The sequence below is a fragment of the Streptomyces sp. NPDC006610 genome (genome assembly GCF_040611575.1).
Taxonomy (GTDB): Bacteria; Actinomycetota; Actinomycetes; order Streptomycetales; family Streptomycetaceae; genus Streptomyces.
Window position 1 is genome coordinate 85,986 of record NZ_JBEXOP010000028.1, and the last position, 20,987, is coordinate 106,972.

Consider the following 20,987-nt stretch of genomic DNA (forward strand, 5'->3'; position numbering starts at 1 on the left):
GGGCCGGGCCGGGCCTGGCTAGCGTGAGGAACCGGACAAGTCATCGCATCCGGAAGAGGGGCGCGCAGCCATGGCCGTGAAACCCGAGGGAACCCCGTGCTGGGCCGACGCGATGTTCGGCGACGTCGAAGCGGCCAAGAGCTTCTACGGGGAGGTTCTGGGCTGGACCTTCAGCGAGGCGTCGTCGGAGCACGGCAACTACACCGAGGCCTACGCGGACGGCAAGGCCGCCGCGGCCGTCGTACCGCCGATGCCCGGCCAGGAGGGCCGGTCGCAGTGGTGTCTCTACCTGGCGTCCCCGGACGTCCACGCCACCGCCGCGAAGATCCGCGACAACGGCGGCGAGATCCTGATGGAACCGATGGAGGTCGGCGCGTTCGGCAGCATGTGCCTGGCCCGTGACCCGGGCGGCGTCGTCTTCGGCGTCTGGCAGGGCGGCACCCACGAGGGCTTCGACACGGAGATGGGCCGGCCGGGCGCGTTCTGCTGGGCGGAGATCTTCACCCGAGAACCCGGCACGTCCGACGCGTTCTTCCCCGCAGTCTTCCCCTACACCGCGCAGCAGATGGAACACGAGCCGATGGACTTCCGGGTGTTCAGGGTCGACGGGGATCCCGTGCTGGGCCGGATGGAGATGTCCGACGACTTCCCGCCCGAGGCGCCCCCGTACATCAACGTCTACTTCTCCGTCCCCGACTGCGACGACGCCGTCGCCCGCGCCACCGAACACGGCGGCACCCTGCACTTCGGCCCGATGGACAGCCCTTTCGGCCGGTTCGCGGCGCTCGGCGACCCGCAGGGCGCCCTCTTCTCGGTGATCGACGTGACGACCACCTCCGGGGAGATGCCGCAGCTCACGGACGTGTGAGCGACCGACCCCCCGGGCGGGCCGGCCGGTCCGCCCGGCGTGGCATGATCGGACACATGCGTGAACGAGTGGTGGCCGCGTGCGACGGGGCGTCGAAGGGAAACCCGGGACCGGCCGGCTGGGCCTGGGTCGTCGCCGACGAGGGCGAGAGCCCCGCCCGCTGGGAGGCGGGACCGCTGGGCAGGGCCACGAACAACGTCGCCGAGCTGACCGCCCTGGAGCGGCTGCTCGCCTCGACCGACCCGGACGTGCCGCTGGAGATCCGGATGGACTCCCAGTACGCCATGAAGGCCGTCACCACCTGGCTGCCCGGCTGGAAGCGCAACGGCTGGAAGAACGCGGCCGGCAAGCCCGTCGCCAACCAGGACCTGGTGGTGCGCATCGACGAACTGCTCGACGGCCGCTCCGTCGAGTTCCGCTACGTGCCCGCCCACCAGGTCGACGGCGACCCGCTCAACGACTTCGCCGACCGGGCCGCCAGTCAGGCCGCCGTCGTCCAGCAGCCCGCCGGCAGCGACCTCGGCTCGCCCGAGCCGCCGCCGTCCCCGGACACCCCGCCGACCGCCCCGCGCCGCCGGTCCGCCGCGGCCAAGGCCGCCGCCCGGCCCCGCGCCGGCTCGGGCGCCGGCTCCTCCCGCACCCTCAAGGCCAAGTTCCCGGGCCGCTGCGTCTGCGGCCGCTCCTACGCCGCCGGCGAGCAGATCGCCAAGAACGCCCAGGGCTGGGGCCACCCGGAGTGCCGTACCGCGAGCTGACACGTTCCGCGGGGAAGCTTCCTGCCCACCCCTGACTGCTACGGTGCGTTGCCGTATGGATGCACCGAGTGACTAGGGGTGTGCGTGAAGGTAGCCTGCGTCGGCGGCGGGCCCGCCGGCCTGTATCTGTCGATCCTGCTCAAGCTGCGGGACCCGTCCCACGACATCACCGTCCACGAGCGCAACCCGGAGGGCTCGACCTACGGCTGGGGGGTGACGTACTGGCGCGGACTGCTCGACACGCTCCACGAGCACGACCCCGTCTCGGCCCGCGACCTCGACGCCGCCTCGGCGCGCTGGAGCGAAGGCGTCGCCCACGTCCGCGACCTGACGGCCCGGCACAGCGGCGACCAGGGCTTCGGCATCGGCCGCCACCGGTTGCTGGAGATCCTCGCCGACCGTGCCCGCTCCCTCGGCGTGCGCGTCGACCACGAACACGAGGTCACCCCCGACCTGCTGCCCGACGCCGACCTGGTGGTCGCCGCCGACGGCGTCCGCAGCGCACTGCGCGGCCGGTACGCCGGCCACTTCGGCACCGAGACCGTCCTGGGCCGCAACCCCTACATCTGGCTCGGCACCACCAAGGCGTTCGACGCCTTCACCTTCGCCTTCGTGGAGAGCGCCCACGGCTGGATCTGGTGCTACGGCTACCCGTTCGGACCCGACCGCTCCACCTTCGTCGTCGAATGCGCCCCCGAGACCTGGCGCGGGCTCGGCCTGGACCGGGCCTGCGAGGCGGACGGACTGGCCCTGCTGGAACGCTTGTTCGCCGGCGTGCTCGACGGCCACCGCCTGATCGGCCGGTCCTCGCCCACCGCCCCGGCGGCCCAGTGGCTCACCTTCCGCACCCTCACCAACCGCACCTGGCACCGCGGCAACCTGGTCCTGGTCGGCGACGCAGCCCACACCACCCACTACTCCATCGGCGCCGGCACCACCCTCGCCCTTCAGGACGCCATCGCCCTGGCCGGCGCCCTGAGCGAGCACGCCGCCCTGCCCGAGGCCCTCACCCGCTACGAGCGCGAACGCACAACGGCGTTGCTGTCCGCGCAGAGCGCCGCCCGCCACAGCGCCCAGTGGTACGAGAACCTGACCCGCTACATCCACCTGCCGCCCGAGCGCATGTTCGCCCTGCTCGGCCAGCGCCACTCGCCCCTGCTGCCGTACGTGCCGCCCCAGCTCTACTACCGGCTCGACCGGGCCGCCGGGCAGCTGGAGCCGCTGCGCCGGTTCAAGCGCTGGCTCGGCCCGAGGCTCGCCCGTACCGTCCACTCCCGTACCGCGCACGCCCGCCGCGGATGACAGACTGACGCCATGGAAGAACGTGAATTCGGCAGGTCGTCCCAGCACGCGTCCGTCATCGGCCTCGGCACCTGGCAGCTCGGCGCCGACTGGGGCGACGTCGACGACAAGGAAGCCCTCGCGGTGCTGGAGGCGGCGGCGGAGTCGGGAGTGACCTTCTTCGACACCGCGGACGTCTACGGCGACGGGCGCAGCGAGCGGACCATCGCGGCGTTCCTGAGCGGCAGGCCCGACCTGCACGTGCTGGTCGCCACCAAGATGGGCCGCAGGGTCGACCAGATCCCCGAGAACTACGTGCTGGACAACTTCCGCGCCTGGAACGACCGGTCCCGGCGCAACCTCGGCGTCGACCGCATCGACCTGGTCCAGCTGCACTGCCCGCCCACCCCCGTCTACTCCTCCGACGAGGTCTTCGACGCCCTCGACACCCTGGTCGAGGAGGAGCGCGTCGCCGCCTACGGCGTGAGCGTGGAGACCTGCGCCGAGGCGCTGACCGCCATCGCCCGGCCGAACGTGGCCAGCGTGCAGATCATCCTCAACCCCTTCCGGATGAAGCCCCTGCTCGAGGTGGTGCCCGCCGCGCGGGAGGCCGGCGTCGGCATCATCGCCCGGGTGCCGCTGGCCTCGGGCCTGCTGTCGGGCAAGTACACCAAGGACACGGTGTTCCCGGAGAACGACCACCGCACCTACAACCGGCACGGCGAGGCCTTCGACCAGGGCGAGACCTTCTCCGGCGTCGACTACGCCACCGGCGTGGAGGCCGCCGCCGAGTTCTCCGCCCTCGCCCCCGAGGGATACACCCCCGCCCAGCTGGCCCTGCGCTGGATCGTCCAGCAGCCCGGCGTCACCACCGTGATCCCCGGCGCCCGTTCGCCCGAGCAGGCCCGCGCCAACGCCGCCGCCGCCAAGCTGCCGCCGCTGTCCGACGAGACGCTCGCCGCGATCCGCGACCTGTACGACCGGCGCATCAAGGCCCAGGTGGAGAACCGCTGGTAGTCGCCCCGATCACGGGGAACCCGGAGGGGAACACATTTTCTGGTTGTTCCAGTTCCACCGGGGAGGAAACCGTGTCGGTCAGCAACGACAGCCCGAGCAGGCCCAGGGGGCGCAACGAGACGGAGGAGGAGAGAGCCGACCGGATGTGGGTGGAGCTGATACAGGAGGTGCGCGTCGCGCAGATGGGCGTGCAGATCCTCTTCGGCTTCCTTCTCACCGTGGTGTTCACTCCGGTCTACCGGGAGCTGGACGACACCGACCGGGCGATCTACATCGTGACCGTGGTGCTCGGCGCCGCGGCGACCGGCGCCCTCATAGGGCCCGTGTCGCTGCACCGGCTGGTCTCCGGCCGGCGGGTCAAGCCGCAGGCGGTGACCTGGGCGTCCCGGCTCACCTTCGTCGGGCTGGTCCTGCTGCTGGCCACCATGACCTGCTCGCTGCTGCTGATCCTGCGGGTGGCCACGCACGACGGCTATGTGCCCTGGCTGGTCGCCGGCGTGCTGCTGTGGTACCTGCTGTGCTGGTACGCGCTGCCGTTGTGGACGCGCCACCGGTACACCAGTCGCTGACGCATCGTCAACCGGTACGCCGGGGCCGGAGCGAGGGCACGAAGGCGACGAGGCGGCGGGCGCCGGCATCCGGCGCCCGCCGCCTCGTGCCCGCCGGGGCCCGGACCGGCTCACCGGCTCACCGCTCGGGGATGACCTCGGACAGGAAGTCGTCCACCCGGATCTGCTCCTCACCGGGCGGGACGACCTCGTGGGTCTGGCGCAGGAACGCCGCCACGGCCGGGGCCCAGGCGAACACCACCGCGTGGTGCCGCTCGCCGTTCACGCGCGGGTCGCCGAGGAACTCCATGCGCAGTTCCTCCCACACCCCCGTCGACTCCGGCCGGAACCGGACGTCGCCGACGCCGACCGGGCGGCGCAGCCCCTCGCCGAGCATCTCCCGGTCCAGCTGCCACCGGGCCAGCACATGGCCGTCATGGCTGAAGACGGCGGTGACGGCGAACGGGTCGTCGGCGTCGTAGCTGAGGTGGGCGAGCACGGGGAAGCGGTCCGTGGTGCCCGCCTGAAGCTGCATGACCAGGGTCTTGTGCACGAAGGGGTTCACGACAGGGCCTCCGGGGTGAACGGTCGTAGAAACCCCTAGTACCCCCGTCCCGTGGGTGATGCTCAGTCCCGTGGGTGAATCCGGTGGAGCCCGGGCGACGCCGGTCCGTTCAGCCGACCGCGTCGCGCAGCGCCGGCAGCAGCGTCTTCGCCGACCAGTCCAGGAACCGAGGCTGCGAGTCGCCGCCGATCTGCACGAGCGCGATCTCCGTGAACCCGGCCTCGGCGTAGGGGAGTACGGCCTTGACGAAGTCCTCCGGGTCGTCGCCGCACGGGATGGACCCGGCGACGTCGTCGGGGGTGACGAACTGGGTCGCCGACGCGAACCCATCCGGGTGCGGCAGCTCGGAGTTCACCTTCCAGCCGCTGCCGAACCAGCGGAACTGGTCGTGCGCGCGCGCCACCGCCGCGTCCCGGTCCGGGTCGTAGCAGACCGGGAGTTGACCGACCCGCGGCTTGCCCGTGCCGCCGTGCCGGTCGAAGGACTCCAGCAGGTCCCGCTTCGGCTCGGTGGCGATGACCAGGTCGGCGAGCCGGCCCGCCAGCGCGCAGGAGCGCTCGCCGGAGACGGCGATCCCGATCTGAGGCGGCTCGTCGGGAAGGTCCCACAGCTTGGCCGACTCCACGTCGAAGTGCGTGCCGCGGTGGTTGACGTGACCGCCCTCGAACAGCGCCCGGATGATCTCGACCGCTTCCTCCAGCATCTCGTGCCGGACGTCCACCGACGGCCAACCGCCGCCCACCACGTGCTCGTTGAGGTTCTCGCCCGAACCGAGGCCGAGCCGGAACCTGCCCTGGGACAGCAACTGCATCGTCGCCGCCTTCTGCGCCACCACCGCCGGGTGGTAGCGGAACGTCGGGCAGGTCACGTACGTCATCAGCGGGATGCGCGACGTGGCCTGCGCCGCCGCGCCCAGCACGCCCCAGGCGTAGGGGGAGTGCCCCTGGGAGCGCAGCCACGGGAAGTAGTGGTCCGAGGTCACCGAGAAGTCGAAGCCCGCCTCCTCGGCTCGCACCACATGGTCGACGAGGTCCCTGGGGCCGGCCTGCTCGGTCATCATCGTGTATCCGATTTGCACCATAGAGGGCGGGTTTCCGTGTCGGGAGAAACGAAAACGGGGCATCGGAATCAGTCCTCGGGCACGCGGAAGGTGTGCTCGACAGCACGCCGGGCGGCGAACGGGTGCGCACCCTCGGCCGCGGCTTCCTCATCGGCGGCGGGCGCGGCTGCTCACTGCGCTGGACCACCCCGGCCGGCGACCGGGGGACCGCCGCCGACCGGGAGGCGCCGAGCACGGCGCTGAGGACGCCGAGCCGCGTGCAGCCGGCACTGCGGCCGAGGTCCGGTTCGACGTCGTCCCGCCAGACGGCGACCGGGTCGGGCCGACGCGCTCGCTGTGGGTCACCGCGAGGGTGAGCGGGTCGCCGTCCGCGGGAGCACCGCGCCGGCCGGAGCCGGCGCCCCGTCAGCGCAGGCCGAACCGCTCCGCCCAGCCGAACACGTCCCCGGTGCTCGCGTTGCCCCCGCACACCACCAGGCCGATCCGGGCGTCGCCCCCGACCCGCTCCCGCACCAGCCGGGCGGCCGGCAGCAGACAGCCGGCCGCCGGTTCCGTCCACACCTTGGCGTGCTCGGCGAGCTCCAGACAGCCCCGCACCGCCTCCCGGTCGGGCACCACGAGCACTTCGGAGACCAGCGCGGACACATGGTCGTACGTCAGCCGGGACACCGCCGGGGCGCCGAGCGTGGTGGAGATGGACGTGACGGCGACCGGCACCGGGCCGCCCTCCGCGAGAGCCCGGGACATCGACTCGGCGCCCTCGGTCTCCACGCCCCAGACCCGCACGCCGGGGCGCAGCGCGCGCAGCGCCGTCGCCACGCCGGCGATCAGTCCGCCGCCCCCGACGCTGACGATCACGTCGGTCAGCTCCCCGGCGTCCTCGGCCAGCTCCAGGCCGACCGTGCCCTGTCCGGCGATCACCACCGGATCGTCGAAGGGGTGGACCACGGTCAGCCCCTCCTCGCCCAGCCGCTCGGCCAGCGCGAACGCACCGCTCATGTCGTCGGTCAGATGGACGGTCGCCCCGGTGTCCCGGACGATCGCCACCGACCGCTCGGGAGCCGTGCGCGGCATGACGACGGTCGCCTTCATGTCGAGGGCGGCGGCCATGACCGCGAGGGCGACGCCGTGGTTGCCGCCGCTGACCGCCGTGACCCCGGCGGCCCGCTCGGCCTCGCTCAGCGACAGCAGCTTCGCCGTGGCGCCGCGCGCCTTGAAGGAGCCGGTGCGCTGCAGCAGTTCCAGCTTCACGGTGACCGGGAGGCCGAGCAGCTCGGACAGTCCGGGGCTGGGCAGGGTGGGGGTGCGCAGGACATGTCCGGAGATCCGCTCGGCGGCGGCTTCGACGTCCAGGATGCCGATCAAGGAACTCACCTTTCCGGCGCGGCGCCCGGGGGAGGTGAAGGCCGCGCCCGTCGCAGCCTTTCGCGCGAAGCGGCCGGGGTCAAACGGCTTCCCGGAAGGGCCGCGCGACCGAGGCGCGGCCCCCGTTACTGCGTCTTGGCCGGCGTCACCTCGCTCGGACGGACCACCACATGCCCCTGGCCCCGCAGCATCAGCTGGACCGCCTCGCCGCTGCCGCCGCGCAGCATCGACCCTATGGACTGCGAACGGTGCAGCGAGGTCTCGAGCCCGGCGCTCCAGCCGACCACGGCGTCCGTGTCGACGTACACGGGCTGCTGCGGCGAGACCGGCAGGACCAGCGGGTTGCCGTCGCACACCAGCCCCAGCCTGCCGTGGCCGGTGAACACGCTGTTGAACAGGCCGCCGCCGGAGATGCCGGCGCCCTTGACGGTGGCGATGCGGTAGGTGAGCGAGTCGTCGAAGCACAGGACGTTGCGGCCGTTGACGGTGAACTCGTCACCCGGCTCGATCTCGATGACGAAGCAGTTCTGCGCCTCGTGCGCGAACCACGCCTCGCCCCGGCCGCGCACCGCCATGAGCGGCAGCCCTTCACCGGTGACCGCCCGCTTGAGCATCCCGCCGACGCCCTGGCCCTTGCGTTCGAAGGCGAGGTCGCCGCGGTACGCGATCATCGCGCCCTGCCGGGCGAGCATCTCGCCGTCGACCGTGTACCGGATGCACTTGGCGTTCTCGACCGTCATGCCCGGCGCGAGGGCCGGCTGCACCATGTGCGCACTGGAGAAAAGATCACCCTTCATGAGGGCATCCTGTCCGCAGTCGCTCAGGATCGCAGCGTTTTCGCCCAGTCCGCCGCAACCGCTCCGGCCGGGCCCGGCGTCGGCCGGTCGGCGGGGCGGCCCGCCGGGGGCGCCGGCTCGGGCCCGGACTCGGACGGCCCGCCGGTGGCGAAGTCCCGGAACCCGCTCCTCGCCCGGCTCGCACCTCGGGACGGTCCGCGCTGCCGTGCCGGCGGCCTGTGTCACACGTCTCCCGCCCATGGGGAAGACTGGGCGCGACGGAATGATCGACTCGGAGGGAGGCGCGCCGTATGACGCGTCCGATCGCGGTGGGTGTGGACGGATCGGAGGAGAGCCTCGCGGCGCTGGGCTGGGCCGGGCGGGAGGCCGTCCGCCGCGGGACCGGGCTGCGGGCGGTGCACGCCTGGCGGTTCGAGGCCCGCGAAGGTCTGCCGCGGGACCGGCGGGAGCAGGAGTGCCGGGTGCGCGAGGCCGTCGAGGAGGGCGTCCGGGGCGTCGCCGGGCGGCACTCCGGCCTCGAGGTGTCCGTCGGCGTCGTCGAGGGTGGCGCGCCCGAGACGCTGGTCGCCGCCGCGGCCGGGGCCGAGATGCTGGTGCTGGGCTCGCGGGGGCACGGCCGGGTCGTCGGGTTCCTGCTCGGGTCCGTCGGCCGGCAGGTGATCGCCGGGACCGAGCGGCCGGTGGTGCTGGTGCGCTCCGGGGACCGGGCGGCGACCGAGGTGGACGGACGGGAGATCGTCGTGGGTCAGGAGGGCGGCCCCGAGGACAGTGCCGCCGTGCTGCGGTTCGCCTTCGAGACGGCCGCCGCGCGCGGAGCGGCCGTACGCGCGGTACGGGCGTGGACCCTGCCGCCGGTCTTCGGCTACACCCCCGGCGCGCTCAAGCCGCTCGACGAGGCCGGGGGCCCGGAGCCGTACGAGCACAAGGCCCTCGCCGACGCCCTCGCGCCCTGGCGGGAGCGGTTCCCGGACGTGCCCGTCGCCGAGCACGTCGAGATGGGCAGCGCCGGCCAGGTGCTGCTGTCCGTCGCCGGGCGGGCGCAGCTGATGGTCGTCGGCCGCCGCGCCCGCGCCACCGCCGTCGGCGCGCGCATCGGTTCCGTCGCGCACGGCGTGCTGCACCACGCCGAGTGCCCGGTCGCGGTGGTGCCGCCCGCCGGTTAGTCCTCGGGCGTCGCGGGCTCCATGGTCTGCCGTGCGCGGGGCAGGATGTTCGTGACGTAGTCCTCCACGGCCGTGTCGAGGCCTATGTCGTGCTGGGCCCGCTCCGACAGGTACCAGCGGTGCTCCAGCAACTGGTGGTAGATCTCCGCCGCGTCCATGCCCTCGCGCAGCTCGGCGGGGACCGCGCGCACCGTCGGCCGGAACACCTCGCGCACCCAGCGGTGGGCGAGGACCTCCGGGCGGGCGGCGAGCGGGTCGCCCGGCGCGTAGTCGTCCTGGGTGGCCATCCAGGACTCCAGGTCGTTCAGCAGCCGGCGCGCCTGGTTCTCCTCGGTGTCCAGGCCGGTCAGCCGCAGCAGCTGGCGCTGGTGGTGGCCCGCGTCGACGACCTTGGGCACGAAGGTGACCGTCTCGCCGTTCGACATCTGCTCGATCTGCATCTCGGCGACGTCGAAGCCGAGATCGTTCAGCCGGCGGATGCGGCGCTCGATGTAGTGGTACTTGCCCGCCGGATAGACCGAGGTGCGGGTCAGCTCCCGCCACAGGCCCTGGTAACGGGCGCAGATCTCGGTGCCGAACTCCACCGGGTCCACCGAGGGGTGCAGCGCCCCGGACGCCTCCAGGTCGAGCAGCTCCCCGCTGATGTTCACCCGCGCCAGATCCAGGTCGTAGTCGCGCTGGCCGTTGCTGAGCCTCGGGTGCAGCTCGCCGGTCTCCGCGTCGACCAGGTACGCGGCGTACGCGCCCGCGTCGCGCCGGAACAGGGTGTTGGACAGCGAGCAGTCGCCCCAGGCGAACCCGGCCAGGTGCAGCCGCACCAGCAGTACCGCCAGGGCGTCCATCAGCCGGTGCATGGTCGCCGGCCGCATGGTCGTCTCGAACATCGACCGGTAGGGCATCGAGCCGCCCAGGTGCCGGGTGACCAGCACCGACTCCAGCGGCCCGCCGTCCTCGCCGGAACGCCCGGTGACGACCGCCAGCGGGTCCACCGCCGGGATGCCCAGCCGGTCCAGGTCGCGCAGCAGCTCGTACTCGCGCAGCGCGGGGCGCTCGGCCAGTTCCTTGACGGCGATCACCTCGTCCCCGGCGCGCGCGTAGCGCACGACGTGCCGGGAGATGCCGCGGGGCAGCGGGACCAGGACGTCGTCCGGCCACTCCTCCAGCGGCAGGTGCCAGGGGAGGGCGAGCAGGAGCGCCGGGTGCTCCGGGTTGGTGGCGCTGATGTGCAATGCCATGGCCGAACCTTAAACGGCTCGTTCGAACGCCCGGTGCGCCGCCTCCCGTACGGGGCCCCGGTGGACGGGGCCGTGGCCGGGCAGCAGGACGTCCGCGTCCAGGGCAGCGAGGGCCTCCAGCGAGGCCAGGGCGCGCTCGCGCCGGTGGTGGAACATGTCGGGCAGCAGCTGCGGGCCCTCGACGCGGGACGTGGGGTGACCGGTGACCAGGGCGTCGCCGGAGATCACGACCCCGGCCGCGGGGAGGTGGAAGGCGCTGTGGCCGAGGGTGTGGCCCGGGGTGTGCACGGGCACCGGGCGGCCCGGCAGGTCGAGCGGGCCGGCGGTGGGGAAGGGCCGGGGGTCGGCGACCGGGACGTGCGCGGTGCCGCCGGCGCGCAGCGCGCGCAGCGACCAGGGCAGCACACCCGGGCGCCAGCTGTTGCGCAGCACCCGGCCGACCGGCACCTGGTGCAGGAACTCCCGGCGCGCGTGCGGCACTTCGGCCTCGTGCAGGTGCACCGGCGTGCCGTGGGCGGCGCGCAGATACTCGGCCGAGCCCAGATGGTCGTTGTGCGCGTGCGTCACCAGCACCGCCGTCACCGCCTCCGGCGACCCGCCCACCGCCGCCAGGGACCGCAGGAGCAGCTGCCGGTCCCCGGGGTAGCCGGTGTCGACCAGGGTGATGGCGTCGCCCTCGGTGAGCAGGACCCAGTTGGTGTCGCTGCCGTGCACCAGGTGGACGCCGTCCGCGACCTGTCGCAGTTCCATGCGCACAGCAAAGCAGATCCGCCGGGCGTCACCGCGGTCCGTCGCAGTCACCGCGGTCCTGCGGGGCGTCGCCCACCGTCGATCCGCCGGGCGTCACCGCACGCCGTGCGGCCGGAACTGGATGCTGATGCGCGGTCCCGAGGCGCGTGCCGTCTTCGGCACGCAGTGTTCCCAGGTGCGCTGGCAGGAGCCGCCCATCACGATCAGGTCGCCGTGGCCCAGGGGCCGGCGCACCGTCGTGCCGCCGCCCACCGGGCGCAGCAGCAGATCGCGGGGCGCGCCGACGGAGACGATGGCGACCATGGTGTCCTCGCGGTTCCCCCGCCCGATGCGGTCCCCGTGCCAGGCCACGCTGTCCCGTCCGTCGCGGTAGTGGCACAGCCCAGCCGTCGTGAACGGCTCGCCCAGCTCGTCGGCGTAGTGCGCGCTCAGCGCCCGGCGCGCCTCTTCCAGGACCGGGTGGGGCAGCGGCTCCCCGTCGCCGTAGAACGCCAGCAGCCGGGGCACGTCGACCACGTGGTCGTACATCTTCCGGCGTTCGGCCCGCCACGGGACGTCGGACGCGAGCAGTTCGAACAGCTCGTCGGAGCCGCTCAGCCAGCCGGGCAGTACGTCGATCCACGCGCCGGCGCCCAGGCCGGTGCGGCGGACGCCGTCGAGGGGGCCGAGCGCCAGCCGGTCGGCCTGGTCGAACAGGGAGCCCTGGAGGTGCGTGCTCATGCCTCCACGGTACTCCTTGTTCGAATATACGTTCTAGCCGGGCGGGGGACCGGACTCCCATCCCGCTCCGGCCGGTTCCCGGCAGGCTCGGCAGGGGAAATGCCGACGCCGGAGCCCTTTTCGATACACCGGTGCATCGGATACGTTCGCGTATCGAACGGAGGCGGCCCATGACAGCGCGGGACACGGCAGCGCCACGGGTCACCCGGCGCCGGGAGCGCACGCGGGCGCGGCTGCTCGACGCCGCGTTCACCGTGTTCGCGGCCAAGGGGTTCGGCCGGGTCTCCATAGAGGAGGTCTGCGAGGCCGCCGGGTACAGCCGCGGCGCCTTCTACTCCAACTTCGCCAGCCTGGACGAGCTGTTCTTCGCCCTGTACCGGCAGCGCGCCGACCTCATCGCCGGGCAGGTCTCGCAGGCGCTCGCACTGGACGACGGCCCCGACCTCGACGTGCCCGCCGCCGTCGACCGGGTCACCGGGGTGCTGCTGCTCGACCTGGACTGGCTGCTGGTCAAGACGGACTTCCTGGTGCACGCCGCGCGCGACCCGGACGTGGCACGGACCCTGCTGGAGCACCGGGCCGGGCTGCGCGACGCGATCGCGCGGCGGCTCGCCCGCGCCCGGACCCGGCTGCCCGCCGCCCTGGGCGACGCCGAGGCCGCCGCCCACGCGGTGGTCGCCGCGTACGACGGAGTCACCGTCCAGCTGCTGCTGGACAGGGACGTCGAGCACGCCCGCGCCTGGCTGGGGCGGCTGCTCACCGCGCTGCTGACGTCCGGCGGCGCCGCCGCCGGACAAGCCGTATGAGAAAGGGAACCCTCGCCATGGACGCGGACGTCATCGTCGTCGGAGCGGGCCTCGCGGGCCTGGTCGCCGCGCACGAACTCACCAGCCGGGGCCGCCGGGTCGCGCTCCTCGACCAGGAGAACGCCGCCAACCTCGGCGGCCAGGCCTTCTGGTCCTTCGGCGGGCTGTTCCTGGTCGGCTCGCCCGAACAGCGGCGGCTCGGCATCAAGGACTCCTTCGAACTGGCCTGGAGCGACTGGCAGGGCAGCGCCGGCTTCGACCGCCTGGACGACGAGGACTCCTGGGCGGTGCGCTGGGCCCGCGCCTACGTCGAGTTCGCCGCCGGGGAGAAGCGGTCCTGGCTCGACGGGCACGGCATCTCCTTCCTGCCCACCGTCGGCTGGGCCGAGCGCGGCGACCTGCGCGCGCACGGCCACGGCAACTCCGTGCCCCGCTTCCACGTCGCCTGGGGCACCGGCACCGGCGTGGTCGAGCCGTTCGTCCGGTACGCCCGCGAGGCCGCGCGCGACGGGTTGCTCGCGTTCCACCACCGCCACCGGGTCGACGAGCTGATCGTCGAGGGCGGCGCCGTCCGCGGGGTGCGCGGCACGCTGCTGGCCCCCGACGACTCGCCCCGCGGCGTCGCCTCCAACCGCGACCGCGCCGGCGACTTCGAACTCACCGCCGAGGCCGTGATCGTCACCAGCGGCGGCATCGGCGCCGACCACGACCTGGTCCGCCGTCACTGGCCCGCCCGCCTGGTCACCCCGCCCGCCGAGATGGTCACCGGCGTCCCCGCCCACGTCGACGGGCGGATGCTCGGCATCAGCGAGCGGGCGGGCGCCCGGCTGGTCAACCGCGACCGCATGTGGCACTACACGGAGGGCCTGCGCAACTGGGACCCGATCTGGGCCGGCCACGGCATCCGCGTCCTCGCGGGCCCGTCCTCGATGTGGTTCGACGCCCTCGGCCGCCGGCTGCCCGAGCCCTGCCTGCCCGGCTACGACACCCTGGGCACGCTGCGACACCTGCGCACCGCCGAGGGCCTGGCCGGCCACGACCACTCCTGGTTCGTCCTCACCCGAAGGATCATCGAGAAGGAGTTCGTGCTGTCGGGCTCCGAGCAGAATCCCGACATCACGGCGAAGGACCGGGCCGGCTTCCTGCGTGAACGGCTCCTCGGCAAGGGCGCCCCCCGCCCCGTCGCCGACTTCCTCAACCACGGCGCCGACTTCGTCACCGCCCCCAACCTCGAACAGCTCGTCGACCGGATGAACGAGCTGACGGACGAGCCGCTCCTCGACGCCGCCGCGCTCCGCCGCCAGATCGAGGCCCGCGACCTGCAGATCGCCAACCCCTACAGCAAGGACGCCCAGGTCCAGGGCATCCGCAACGCCCGCCGCTACCTCGGCGACCGCCTCGGCCGCGTCGCCACCCCGCACCGCATCCTCGACCCGGCGGCCGGCCCGCTCGTCGGCGTCAAGCTGCACGTGCTCACCCGCAAGACCCTCGGCGGCATCCAGACCGACCTCGACTCCCGGGCCCTCGGCGCCGACGGCAAACCGCTCGCCGGGCTCTACGCGGCCGGCGAGGTGGCCGGTTTCGGCGGAGGCGGCGTGCACGGCTACAACGCCCTGGAGGGCACCTTCCTCGGCGGCTGCCTCTTCTCCGGCCGGGCGGCGGGACGGGCCGCCGCCCGGCAGACCGGCTGACCCGGCGCCCGGCCCGCCGGCTGCGTCAGCTCTCCAGGAGGCGGGCCAGCACCGCGGCGTGACTGCGCCCGGGGTCCCTGACGGCGGTCAGCAGCGTCACCGTGCCCCGGCCGGCCAGGGCACGCGTCCGCTCCAGCGCCTCCGCCGCGCAGGGCGCGGCCAGCTCGGCCTCGTACCGCGCCCGGAACTCCTCGAACGTGCCCTCGCCCGCGTGGTACCAGCGGCGCAGTTCCGTCGACGGGGTGAGTGCCTTGGGCCACTCGTCCACCTTCGCCGCGTCCTTGGACACGCCGCGCGGCCAGAGCCGGTCGACGAGGACCCGGGCGCCGTCCCCGGGTTCGGGCGGTTCCTGTACGCGGCGCACTCGCACGGTCACGCTCGGGCCTTTCTCGAGGGGTGCGGTGCCGGCAGAGTACGCCGGGCGGGTGGAAGCGGGCCCGGAACCGGACGCGTTCCTCACCCGTGCCGGTCAATGTCATTCCATGACCACACGCACACCCAGGATCCTCCTGTCGGCGGCCGCCGTCCTCCTGCTCACCGCCTGCGGCGCCGGCGGGACCCCAGCGGCCCCGGCGCACGGGCCCGGCTCCACCCACGCCGAGGCGGTGACGGCCGGCGCGCCGACGCCCCGCCCGGCCACCCTTCCCCGCCAGGTTCCGGGCCTCGGCCCCAAGACGCTCGCGGAGGTCCCGCCCCGGTCCCGGCAGGTCGTCGTGGTGACGGGCCGGGGCCGGGACTCCTCGAAGTCCGAGGTCGTCGTCCACCGGCGCACCGCCACCGGCTGGAAGGCCGGCCGCAGCTGGCCCGCGCACAACGCGCTCAAGGGCTGGACCGACCACCACGTCCTCGGCGACCTGCGCTCGCCCGTCGGGGTCTTCACCCTCACGGACGCCGGCGGACTGCTGCCCGATCCGGGCACGAAGCTGCCCTACGACCGTTCGGCGGCGTTCACCGCGACCGGCTCCGGCTTCGAGGGCGAGCCGCTGGCCGGCTCCTTCGACTACGTGGTCGCCATCGACTACAACCGCGAGCCCGGCACCTCGCCCCTGGACCGCACCCGCCCGCTGGGGGAGGACCGCGGCGGCGGGGTGTGGTTCCACGTCGACCACGGCGGCCCCACCCAGGCCTGCGTCGGCCTGCGCAAGGAGCACATGCGGGAGCTGCTGCTGACCCTGGACCCCGACCTGCGCCCGGTCGTGGCCATGGGCGACGCCGGGTCGCTGGCCCGGTGAGGGGCGGACCGCCGATTCCGACCGCGAGGTTCGGGTACTCCGGTCGCCGGACGGCGAACAGGGAGGTCACCCCATGAGCGCATCGGACGACCTGCCGGTCGTGAGCACACTCGAGGAACTCGCCGGCCTCGTCGAGGAGCGGCGGGGCCTGTACGTGCGCTGGTCGCGCGGCCCGGCCACCGACCTGCGGTCGGTCTCCAGCATCGACGACCTGACCGGCGTGCCCATGACCGGTCTCTCGGCCAATCCGCTCGACGTCGAGGAGTGGTGGCAGGACCGGTCGGTGAAACTGTGGGTGGCCCGCCGCCTCTACGACTACGCCCACCTCCCGCACGAGAAGGGCCCCGGCGTCCGCCCCTGGGTCCTCCAGGCCCGCGAGAACGGCCGCGGCCCCGACAACGAGCCGCTGGTGACGGATGTCGGCCCGCTGCGCTGGATCGACCCCTCCGTGATCGAGGAGGCCCGCACGGAGGTGGAGAACCAGGAGAACGAGTGGGGGCCCCTGCGCAGGGGCGGCCGCTGACCGGGCTCGCTTCCACCGGGTGTCGGCGGACTGCTCCGGGCGCGCGGCGCGGGTGCGGAAGGCCCGGGGGACCGGCGTGGCGCATCACCCGTTCGCCGCGGCGGCCGGGAGGACGCGCCCGCCCACCGCGCGCCCGGAGGCTGCCGCCCCGGCTCGCCCCGACCGCCCGCGCCTCGCGGGGCCCGCGGGCCGGGCGGGACACGGGCGGGGCGGGCCTCCGGGCGGCCGCGCGGGGTGTCGCCGTCCCGGGCGACAGCGTGGTTCGGCCGCCCCGCCCCGGCCGCCCGCCGCGCGGCACTGGGCCCGCGCTGCCTCACCGCCCCCGCAGCGACTCCGCCGCCGTCTCCGTCACCGCTCGGGACAGCGCCGCCAGGGCGGGGGAGTCGAGCCGCCACTGCTGCCAGTACAGCGGGACGTCCACCGGGCGATCGGGGGCCAGTTCGACCAGACGTCCCGACTCCAGCAGCGGGCGGGCCTGGGGCTCGGGGACCATGCCCCACCCGAGGCCCGCCACCACGGCCTCCGTGAAGTTCTCGGAGCCCGGGATGTGGTGCCGGAAGGGGCCGGCGCCGCCCGTGCCGCCCAGCAGGCCCCGCACGAACGCGTCCTGGAGGTCGTCCCGCCGGTCGAAGACCACCACCGGCGCGTCCGGGAGCGTCTCCCGCAGCGGGCCGTCCCGACACCGCTCGGCCACACCGGGCGCCGCCGCCGCGAGGTACCGCATCCTGCCCAGGGCCCGCACCGAGCAGCCCGCCACGGGCTCGGGCGACGAGGTCACCGCCGCCATGACGAGGCCCTCCCGCAGCAGTGCCGCCGTATGGGCCTCGTCCTCCCGGCGCAGTTCGAAACAGAGCCGCAGCTCGGCCGGGACCCGGGTGAGCGCGGGCAGGAACCAGGTGGCCAGAGAGTCGGCGTTCACCGCCACCGACACCCGCGTCGGCTCCCCGGCGGCGCTCATGCCCAGCTCGGCGCGCGCGTCCCGCTCCAGCCGCGCCAGCTGCCGGGCGAGCCGCACCACGACCTCGCCGGACTCGGTGGGCTGCACGGGCTTCGTCCGCCGTACCAGCACTCGGCCGGTCCGCCGCTCCAGCGCCTTCACCCGCTGGCTCACCGCCGAGGGCGTCAGATGCAGGGCGACCGCCGCCGCCTCGAACGTCCCTTCGTCCACGACGGCGAGCAGGGTCCGCACCTGGTCGAGGGGAAGCTCGGTCATCACACATCCTTCGCAGCCGATGAAGAGCAGCTAATGATAGGTAAGAATCCTTAGCTGTACGTCCGGTGATCGGTTCCGTAGCGTCGAGGGCATGTCCACCGCACTGACCGCCGCGGCCGCCGGCTTCGGCACCGGCCTCTCGCTCATCGTCGCCATCGGCGCCCAGAACGCCTTCGTCCTGCGCCAGGGCGCCCGCCGCGAGGCGGTTCTGCCCGTCGTCGCCATCTGCGCCCTCTCCGACGCCGTCCTGATCGCACTCGGCGTGGCCGGCGTCGGCGCGGTGGTGGTGGCCTGGCCGGGCGCGCTGAGGGCGGTCGGCTGGATCGGCGGGGCCTTCCTGATCGGCTACGGACTGCTCGCCGCCCGCCGGGTCGCCAAACCGCAGGGCGCGCTGCGCACGGACGGCGAGGGGGCCGGGTCACGGCGGCGGGCGGTGCTCACCTGCCTCGCCATGACCTGGCTCAACCCGCACGTCTACCTGGACACGGTGTTCCTGGTGGGCTCCCTCGCCGCCGACCAGGGGCCGCTGCGCTGGACGTTCGGCATCGGGGCGGCGGTCGCCAGCCTCTGCTGGTTCGCCGCGCTCGGTTTCGGGGCCCGGCTGCTGGGCCGCTGGCTGACCCGTCCCGCCGCCTGGCGGGTGCTGGACGCTCTCGTCGCCGCGACCATGATCACGCTGGGCGTGACCCTTCTCGCGGGGAGCTGACCGGTCGGGCGGTCAGCGGGCGCCGCGCCGGTGCGCGGCGGCGTACTGCTCCAGCAACTGGCCGCGGGTCGTCTCCAGCCGGTGCGCGAGGATCTCGGCGACGAGCCGCACCAGGGTCAGGCCGAGACGCGGATCCTCCTCGCAGACCGCCAGCACGGGCCGCGCCTCGAACTCGTAGGCGCGCACGGGGCTGAAGGCCTCCGCGCCGAAGTCCCACTGGTGCGGCGGGAAGAGCCAGGACCAGCCCAGCAGGTCGCCCGCGCCCAGGCCGGCGACCGTCACCCGGTGCAGCGACGTCACCTGCTGGTAGAGCGAGACCGCCCCGGAGCGGATGACCCAGAAGCGGTCGGCGGCGCCGCCCGGTTCGAAGATCCGGGTGTCCTCCGGGAAGGACACCTCACGGCCCAGCTCCATCAGCCGCGCGCGCTGGGGCGGGGGCAGGGCGGTCAGCAGTTTCGTCGCTCTGGTCATGGCGCTGGGCTCCTCGCCGGCGATCGGGGTCCCGGTGCTGTTCCTATGCCCCATTTCAGCGGCTGCGGCCGTCCGGGGCACCTCGGCGGGGAGGAGGGGGAAGAAAAGAGCCCTGGCTGGACGGGGGAAACCAGCCAGGGCAGTCGCCCGTGGTGCGGGAGGATCCGATGCTCGACTCCGTCACCACGTATGTATGAACGATAAACCATTCTCGGCGGTTCCTCGAACCCGAAAGCCGGTCAAGTGACCCGTTTCACGTTTCCCCGGGTCAATGGGTGTGTTTCCCCGGGTTCAGGATCTCGTCCAGCACCGTGAGCACCGCCTCGTAGGCCAGCCGCCGAGTGTCCGCCTCGCGCGCCGCTTCGGGATCGGTCGCCCGCAGGGTCTCGCCGCGTGTGCGCCAGGCGCGCTCCTGCGACGCCGCGCAGGCCCTGCCGCGCTGGATGCGCCGCATCAGTTCGTCCGAATCCACCACATCCGTCATGCGCTACACATACCCCCGACCCGCGCTTCGATGGGTGTGGGTCCGCGATTCCCCTCACATCTGCCCTGAATGCGGTCATACGGGCGATGAGTGGCCCCTGGCGGGTTTGCCCCGGCCGTCGGGGGTGAGCCGAAAAGTGACAGTGGCGCGGCCGGGCACCATCGACAGGCCAGGGGAGTTGACCAGGTGAGTACGCAGCACTGGACCGAACCCCGGGACGGCTGCCGGCCCGCCGACGTCCGCCGGGCGGTGCGGCACGCGGTGGCGGACCGTTGCCGGGCCGCCGGCATGCCGTGCGACGAGGCCGCCCTCGCCGACGCCCTGCTCGTCGCCTCCGAGCTGACCACCAACGCCATCCTGCACGGCGGCGGCGTCACCGAGGTCGACGTCGACGTCGTCGGGCAGGAGGTACGGCTCTCCGTCAGCGACCGCAGCGACCGGATGCCGCAGGTGCGGGCGCCGCTCGACGCACAGGGCAGGCGCACCCCCGGTGGCCGCGGCTGGCCCATCGTGTGCCGGCTCGCGCGCGAGGTCCGGGTGTCCGGGCTGCCCTCGGGCGGCAAGCGCATCACCGTCGAGGTCCCACTCGCGGAAAACGTCCGCCGGTAGAGGAGTTTGTCCTTCCGGCCCCAGGGCATTCGCAGTTTCGTGCTTCGGACCGGAGGCGCGCCAGCGGGGAGCGGTGTGTGCTCCGGCGGCCTCCGGCCGAACCGGGCGACCCCCCTTCCCGCGGTTCATCCCTGAAGTCACTGAAAAAGACCGTTCAGGAGCGATTCCGCATGCTCATCGAGATGTCGACCAGCCGTCCTGGCACGACCGACCAGCCCCACACCGCCCCCCACCCCCGACGGCGCCACGACGACGCTCCCGACACCGCCGACCTCTTCGCGCGTCTCGAAACCCTCGACGACGGACCCGAACGGGACGCCGTCCGCGACGAACTCGTGGCGGCCTGGCTGCCCATGGCCCACCGGATCGCCGGCCGGTTCCGCGACCGCGGCGAGTCCCTGGAGGACCTGCGGCAGGTGGCCGCCCTCGGCCTGGTCAAGGCCGTCGACCGCTACGACCCCTCGCGCGGCGCCTTCGAGAGCTACGCGGTGCCCACCATCACCGGCGAGGTCAAGCGGCACTTCCGGGACCGCATGTGGGCCCTGCGGGTGCCGCGCCGGGTGCAGGAACTGCGCAACAAGGTCCGCGTCGCCCGCCGCGAACTCGTCCAGAGCCCGGGCTCTCCCGAGCCCACCAACGCCGACATCGCCGCGCACACCGGGCTGACCGAGGAGGAGGTCGCGGCCGGCGTGGAGGCGCTGGAGAGCTTCAGCACCCTGTCGCTGGACGCCGAACTGTCCACCGACGACGACGGATACAGCCTCGCGGACACGCTCGGCGCGCCGGACTCCTCGTACGACACCGTGGTCGACCGAGAGTCCGCCAAGGAGAGCCTGCGCAACCTGCCGGAACGCGAACGCGCCATCCTCTACATGCGGTTCTTCGAGGACATGACGCAAAGCCGCATCGCGGACCGGCTCGGCATCTCCCAGATGCACGTCTCCCGTCTCATCAGCCGCAGTTGCGCCCGTGTCCGGGACGAGGCGCTGGGCCGCCCGCGCCGCGCGTAACGCCAAGGGCGCGACGCACGACGTATGAGAAGGCCGGGCCCGCATCCGCGGGCGAAAGGAACCCGCAATGACCGCAACCCTCGAGAACCTGGCCGTCGCTGGCCGTCGCGTCGAGTAC

24 protein-coding genes are annotated in these 20,987 nt (G+C 73.6%); 13 read left to right on the plus strand and 11 right to left on the minus strand.

What is annotated here, in order from left to right; all coding sequences use genetic code 11:
* Window positions 1-70: 70 nt before the first annotated feature.
* The 5 genes from ABZY13_RS22430 to ABZY13_RS22450 all read left to right on the plus strand — a co-directional run bounded on the left by ABZY13_RS22430 (window position 71) and on the right by ABZY13_RS22450 (window position 4,490).
* Window positions 71-868: a VOC family protein gene (locus ABZY13_RS22430; RefSeq protein WP_356633429.1), complete on the plus strand. Its 798-nt coding sequence runs from the start codon at window positions 71-73 to the stop codon at window positions 866-868.
* Window positions 869-912: 44 nt separating this feature from the next.
* Window positions 913-1,623, plus strand: a complete 711-nt coding sequence (locus tag ABZY13_RS22435) for a ribonuclease H (RefSeq protein ID WP_356633431.1) — start codon at window positions 913-915, stop codon at window positions 1,621-1,623.
* 84 nt (window positions 1,624-1,707) lie between these two features.
* Window positions 1,708-2,925, plus strand: a complete 1,218-nt coding sequence (locus tag ABZY13_RS22440) for an FAD-dependent monooxygenase (protein ID WP_356633433.1) — start codon at window positions 1,708-1,710, stop codon at window positions 2,923-2,925.
* A gap of 12 nt (window positions 2,926-2,937) precedes the next feature.
* Window positions 2,938-3,921 carry an aldo/keto reductase gene (locus tag ABZY13_RS22445; RefSeq protein WP_356633435.1) on the plus strand — a complete coding sequence of 328 codons (984 nt, stop codon included), beginning with the start codon at window positions 2,938-2,940 and terminating at the stop codon, window positions 3,919-3,921.
* A gap of 71 nt (window positions 3,922-3,992) precedes the next feature.
* Window positions 3,993-4,490: a DUF6328 family protein gene (locus ABZY13_RS22450; RefSeq protein WP_356633437.1), complete on the plus strand. Its 498-nt coding sequence runs from the start codon at window positions 3,993-3,995 to the stop codon at window positions 4,488-4,490.
* Between the two features lie 118 nt (window positions 4,491-4,608).
* Here the strand turns inward: ABZY13_RS22450 and ABZY13_RS22455 are convergent, their stop codons facing one another.
* From ABZY13_RS22455 to ABZY13_RS22470, 4 genes are all read right to left on the minus strand, one after another.
* Window positions 4,609-5,034, minus strand: coding sequence for an SsgA family sporulation/cell division regulator (locus ABZY13_RS22455; protein WP_356633439.1), 426 nt, complete (start codon window positions 5,032-5,034; stop codon window positions 4,609-4,611).
* 109 nt (window positions 5,035-5,143) lie between these two features.
* The gene (locus ABZY13_RS22460; RefSeq protein ID WP_356633441.1) at window positions 5,144-6,115 is read right to left on the minus strand and encodes an LLM class F420-dependent oxidoreductase; all 972 of its coding nucleotides are present in this window, start codon (window positions 6,113-6,115) and stop codon (window positions 5,144-5,146) included.
* Window positions 6,116-6,499: 384 nt separating this feature from the next.
* Window positions 6,500-7,459: a threonine/serine dehydratase gene (locus ABZY13_RS22465; RefSeq protein WP_356633443.1), complete on the minus strand. Its 960-nt coding sequence runs from the start codon at window positions 7,457-7,459 to the stop codon at window positions 6,500-6,502.
* Between the two features lie 125 nt (window positions 7,460-7,584).
* The gene (locus ABZY13_RS22470; RefSeq protein ID WP_356633445.1) at window positions 7,585-8,256 is read right to left on the minus strand and encodes an AIM24 family protein; all 672 of its coding nucleotides are present in this window, start codon (window positions 8,254-8,256) and stop codon (window positions 7,585-7,587) included.
* A gap of 290 nt (window positions 8,257-8,546) precedes the next feature.
* Here ABZY13_RS22470 and ABZY13_RS22475 point away from each other — a divergent pair, with 290 nt between their 5' ends.
* Window positions 8,547-9,419: a universal stress protein gene (locus ABZY13_RS22475; RefSeq protein ID WP_356633447.1), complete on the plus strand. Its 873-nt coding sequence runs from the start codon at window positions 8,547-8,549 to the stop codon at window positions 9,417-9,419.
* Here ABZY13_RS22475 and ABZY13_RS22480 read toward each other — a convergent pair.
* From ABZY13_RS22480 to ABZY13_RS22490, 3 genes are all read right to left on the minus strand, one after another.
* Window positions 9,416-10,654, minus strand: coding sequence for a DUF4032 domain-containing protein (locus ABZY13_RS22480; RefSeq protein WP_356633449.1), 1,239 nt, complete (start codon window positions 10,652-10,654; stop codon window positions 9,416-9,418). The genes ABZY13_RS22475 and ABZY13_RS22480 overlap by 4 nt on opposite strands.
* A gap of 9 nt (window positions 10,655-10,663) precedes the next feature.
* Complete coding sequence (locus ABZY13_RS22485; protein ID WP_356633481.1) at window positions 10,664-11,410, minus strand: MBL fold metallo-hydrolase; 747 nt, start codon at window positions 11,408-11,410, stop codon at window positions 10,664-10,666.
* An 87-nt stretch (window positions 11,411-11,497) separates the two neighbouring features.
* The gene (locus tag ABZY13_RS22490) at window positions 11,498-12,124 is read right to left on the minus strand and encodes an alpha-ketoglutarate-dependent dioxygenase AlkB (RefSeq protein ID WP_356633451.1); all 627 of its coding nucleotides are present in this window, start codon (window positions 12,122-12,124) and stop codon (window positions 11,498-11,500) included.
* Between the two features lie 170 nt (window positions 12,125-12,294).
* Between ABZY13_RS22490 and ABZY13_RS22495 the strand changes: the two genes are divergently transcribed.
* A complete protein-coding gene (locus ABZY13_RS22495; RefSeq protein WP_356633453.1) occupies window positions 12,295-12,930 on the plus strand; it encodes a helix-turn-helix domain-containing protein in 636 nt (211 codons plus the stop codon).
* Window positions 12,931-12,947: 17 nt separating this feature from the next.
* Window positions 12,948-14,621, plus strand: coding sequence for an FAD-binding dehydrogenase (locus ABZY13_RS22500; RefSeq protein WP_356633483.1), 1,674 nt, complete (start codon window positions 12,948-12,950; stop codon window positions 14,619-14,621).
* 25 nt (window positions 14,622-14,646) lie between these two features.
* Here ABZY13_RS22500 and ABZY13_RS22505 read toward each other — a convergent pair whose 3' ends face one another.
* Window positions 14,647-14,997 carry a DUF488 family protein gene (locus ABZY13_RS22505; RefSeq protein ID WP_356633455.1) on the minus strand — a complete coding sequence of 117 codons (351 nt, stop codon included), beginning with the start codon at window positions 14,995-14,997 and terminating at the stop codon, window positions 14,647-14,649.
* A 106-nt stretch (window positions 14,998-15,103) separates the two neighbouring features.
* Here ABZY13_RS22505 and ABZY13_RS22510 point away from each other — a divergent pair, with 106 nt between their 5' ends.
* Both ABZY13_RS22510 and ABZY13_RS22515 read left to right on the plus strand, forming a co-directional pair.
* Entirely contained in the window at window positions 15,104-15,853 is a 750-nt protein-coding gene (locus tag ABZY13_RS22510) for a hypothetical protein (protein WP_356633457.1), read from the plus strand.
* A gap of 73 nt (window positions 15,854-15,926) precedes the next feature.
* Window positions 15,927-16,376, plus strand: a complete 450-nt coding sequence (locus ABZY13_RS22515; protein WP_356633459.1) for a DUF6098 family protein — start codon at window positions 15,927-15,929, stop codon at window positions 16,374-16,376.
* Window positions 16,377-16,689: 313 nt separating this feature from the next.
* Here the strand turns inward: ABZY13_RS22515 and ABZY13_RS22520 are convergent, their stop codons facing one another.
* Complete coding sequence (locus ABZY13_RS22520) at window positions 16,690-17,592, minus strand: LysR family transcriptional regulator ArgP (protein WP_356633461.1); 903 nt, start codon at window positions 17,590-17,592, stop codon at window positions 16,690-16,692.
* 88 nt (window positions 17,593-17,680) lie between these two features.
* On the opposite strand from ABZY13_RS22520, the gene ABZY13_RS22525 reads away from it, so the two are divergent.
* On the plus strand, window positions 17,681-18,295 hold the full coding sequence (locus ABZY13_RS22525) for a LysE/ArgO family amino acid transporter (protein WP_356633463.1): 615 nt from the start codon (window positions 17,681-17,683) through the stop codon (window positions 18,293-18,295).
* A gap of 12 nt (window positions 18,296-18,307) precedes the next feature.
* On the opposite strand, the gene ABZY13_RS22530 is transcribed toward ABZY13_RS22525, so the two are convergent.
* Together ABZY13_RS22530 and ABZY13_RS22535 are read right to left on the minus strand one after the other, a co-directional pair.
* Complete coding sequence (locus tag ABZY13_RS22530) at window positions 18,308-18,766, minus strand: cyclic nucleotide-binding domain-containing protein (protein WP_356633465.1); 459 nt, start codon at window positions 18,764-18,766, stop codon at window positions 18,308-18,310.
* 268 nt (window positions 18,767-19,034) lie between these two features.
* Complete coding sequence (locus ABZY13_RS22535; protein WP_356633467.1) at window positions 19,035-19,250, minus strand: hypothetical protein; 216 nt, start codon at window positions 19,248-19,250, stop codon at window positions 19,035-19,037.
* 186 nt (window positions 19,251-19,436) lie between these two features.
* Here ABZY13_RS22535 and ABZY13_RS22540 point away from each other — a divergent pair, with 186 nt between their 5' ends.
* Both ABZY13_RS22540 and ABZY13_RS22545 read left to right on the plus strand, forming a co-directional pair.
* Window positions 19,437-19,859, plus strand: coding sequence for an ATP-binding protein (locus ABZY13_RS22540; protein WP_356633469.1), 423 nt, complete (start codon window positions 19,437-19,439; stop codon window positions 19,857-19,859).
* A gap of 170 nt (window positions 19,860-20,029) precedes the next feature.
* Window positions 20,030-20,869: a SigB/SigF/SigG family RNA polymerase sigma factor gene (locus ABZY13_RS22545; protein ID WP_356633471.1), complete on the plus strand. Its 840-nt coding sequence runs from the start codon at window positions 20,030-20,032 to the stop codon at window positions 20,867-20,869.
* Window positions 20,870-20,987: the final 118 nt, after the last annotated feature.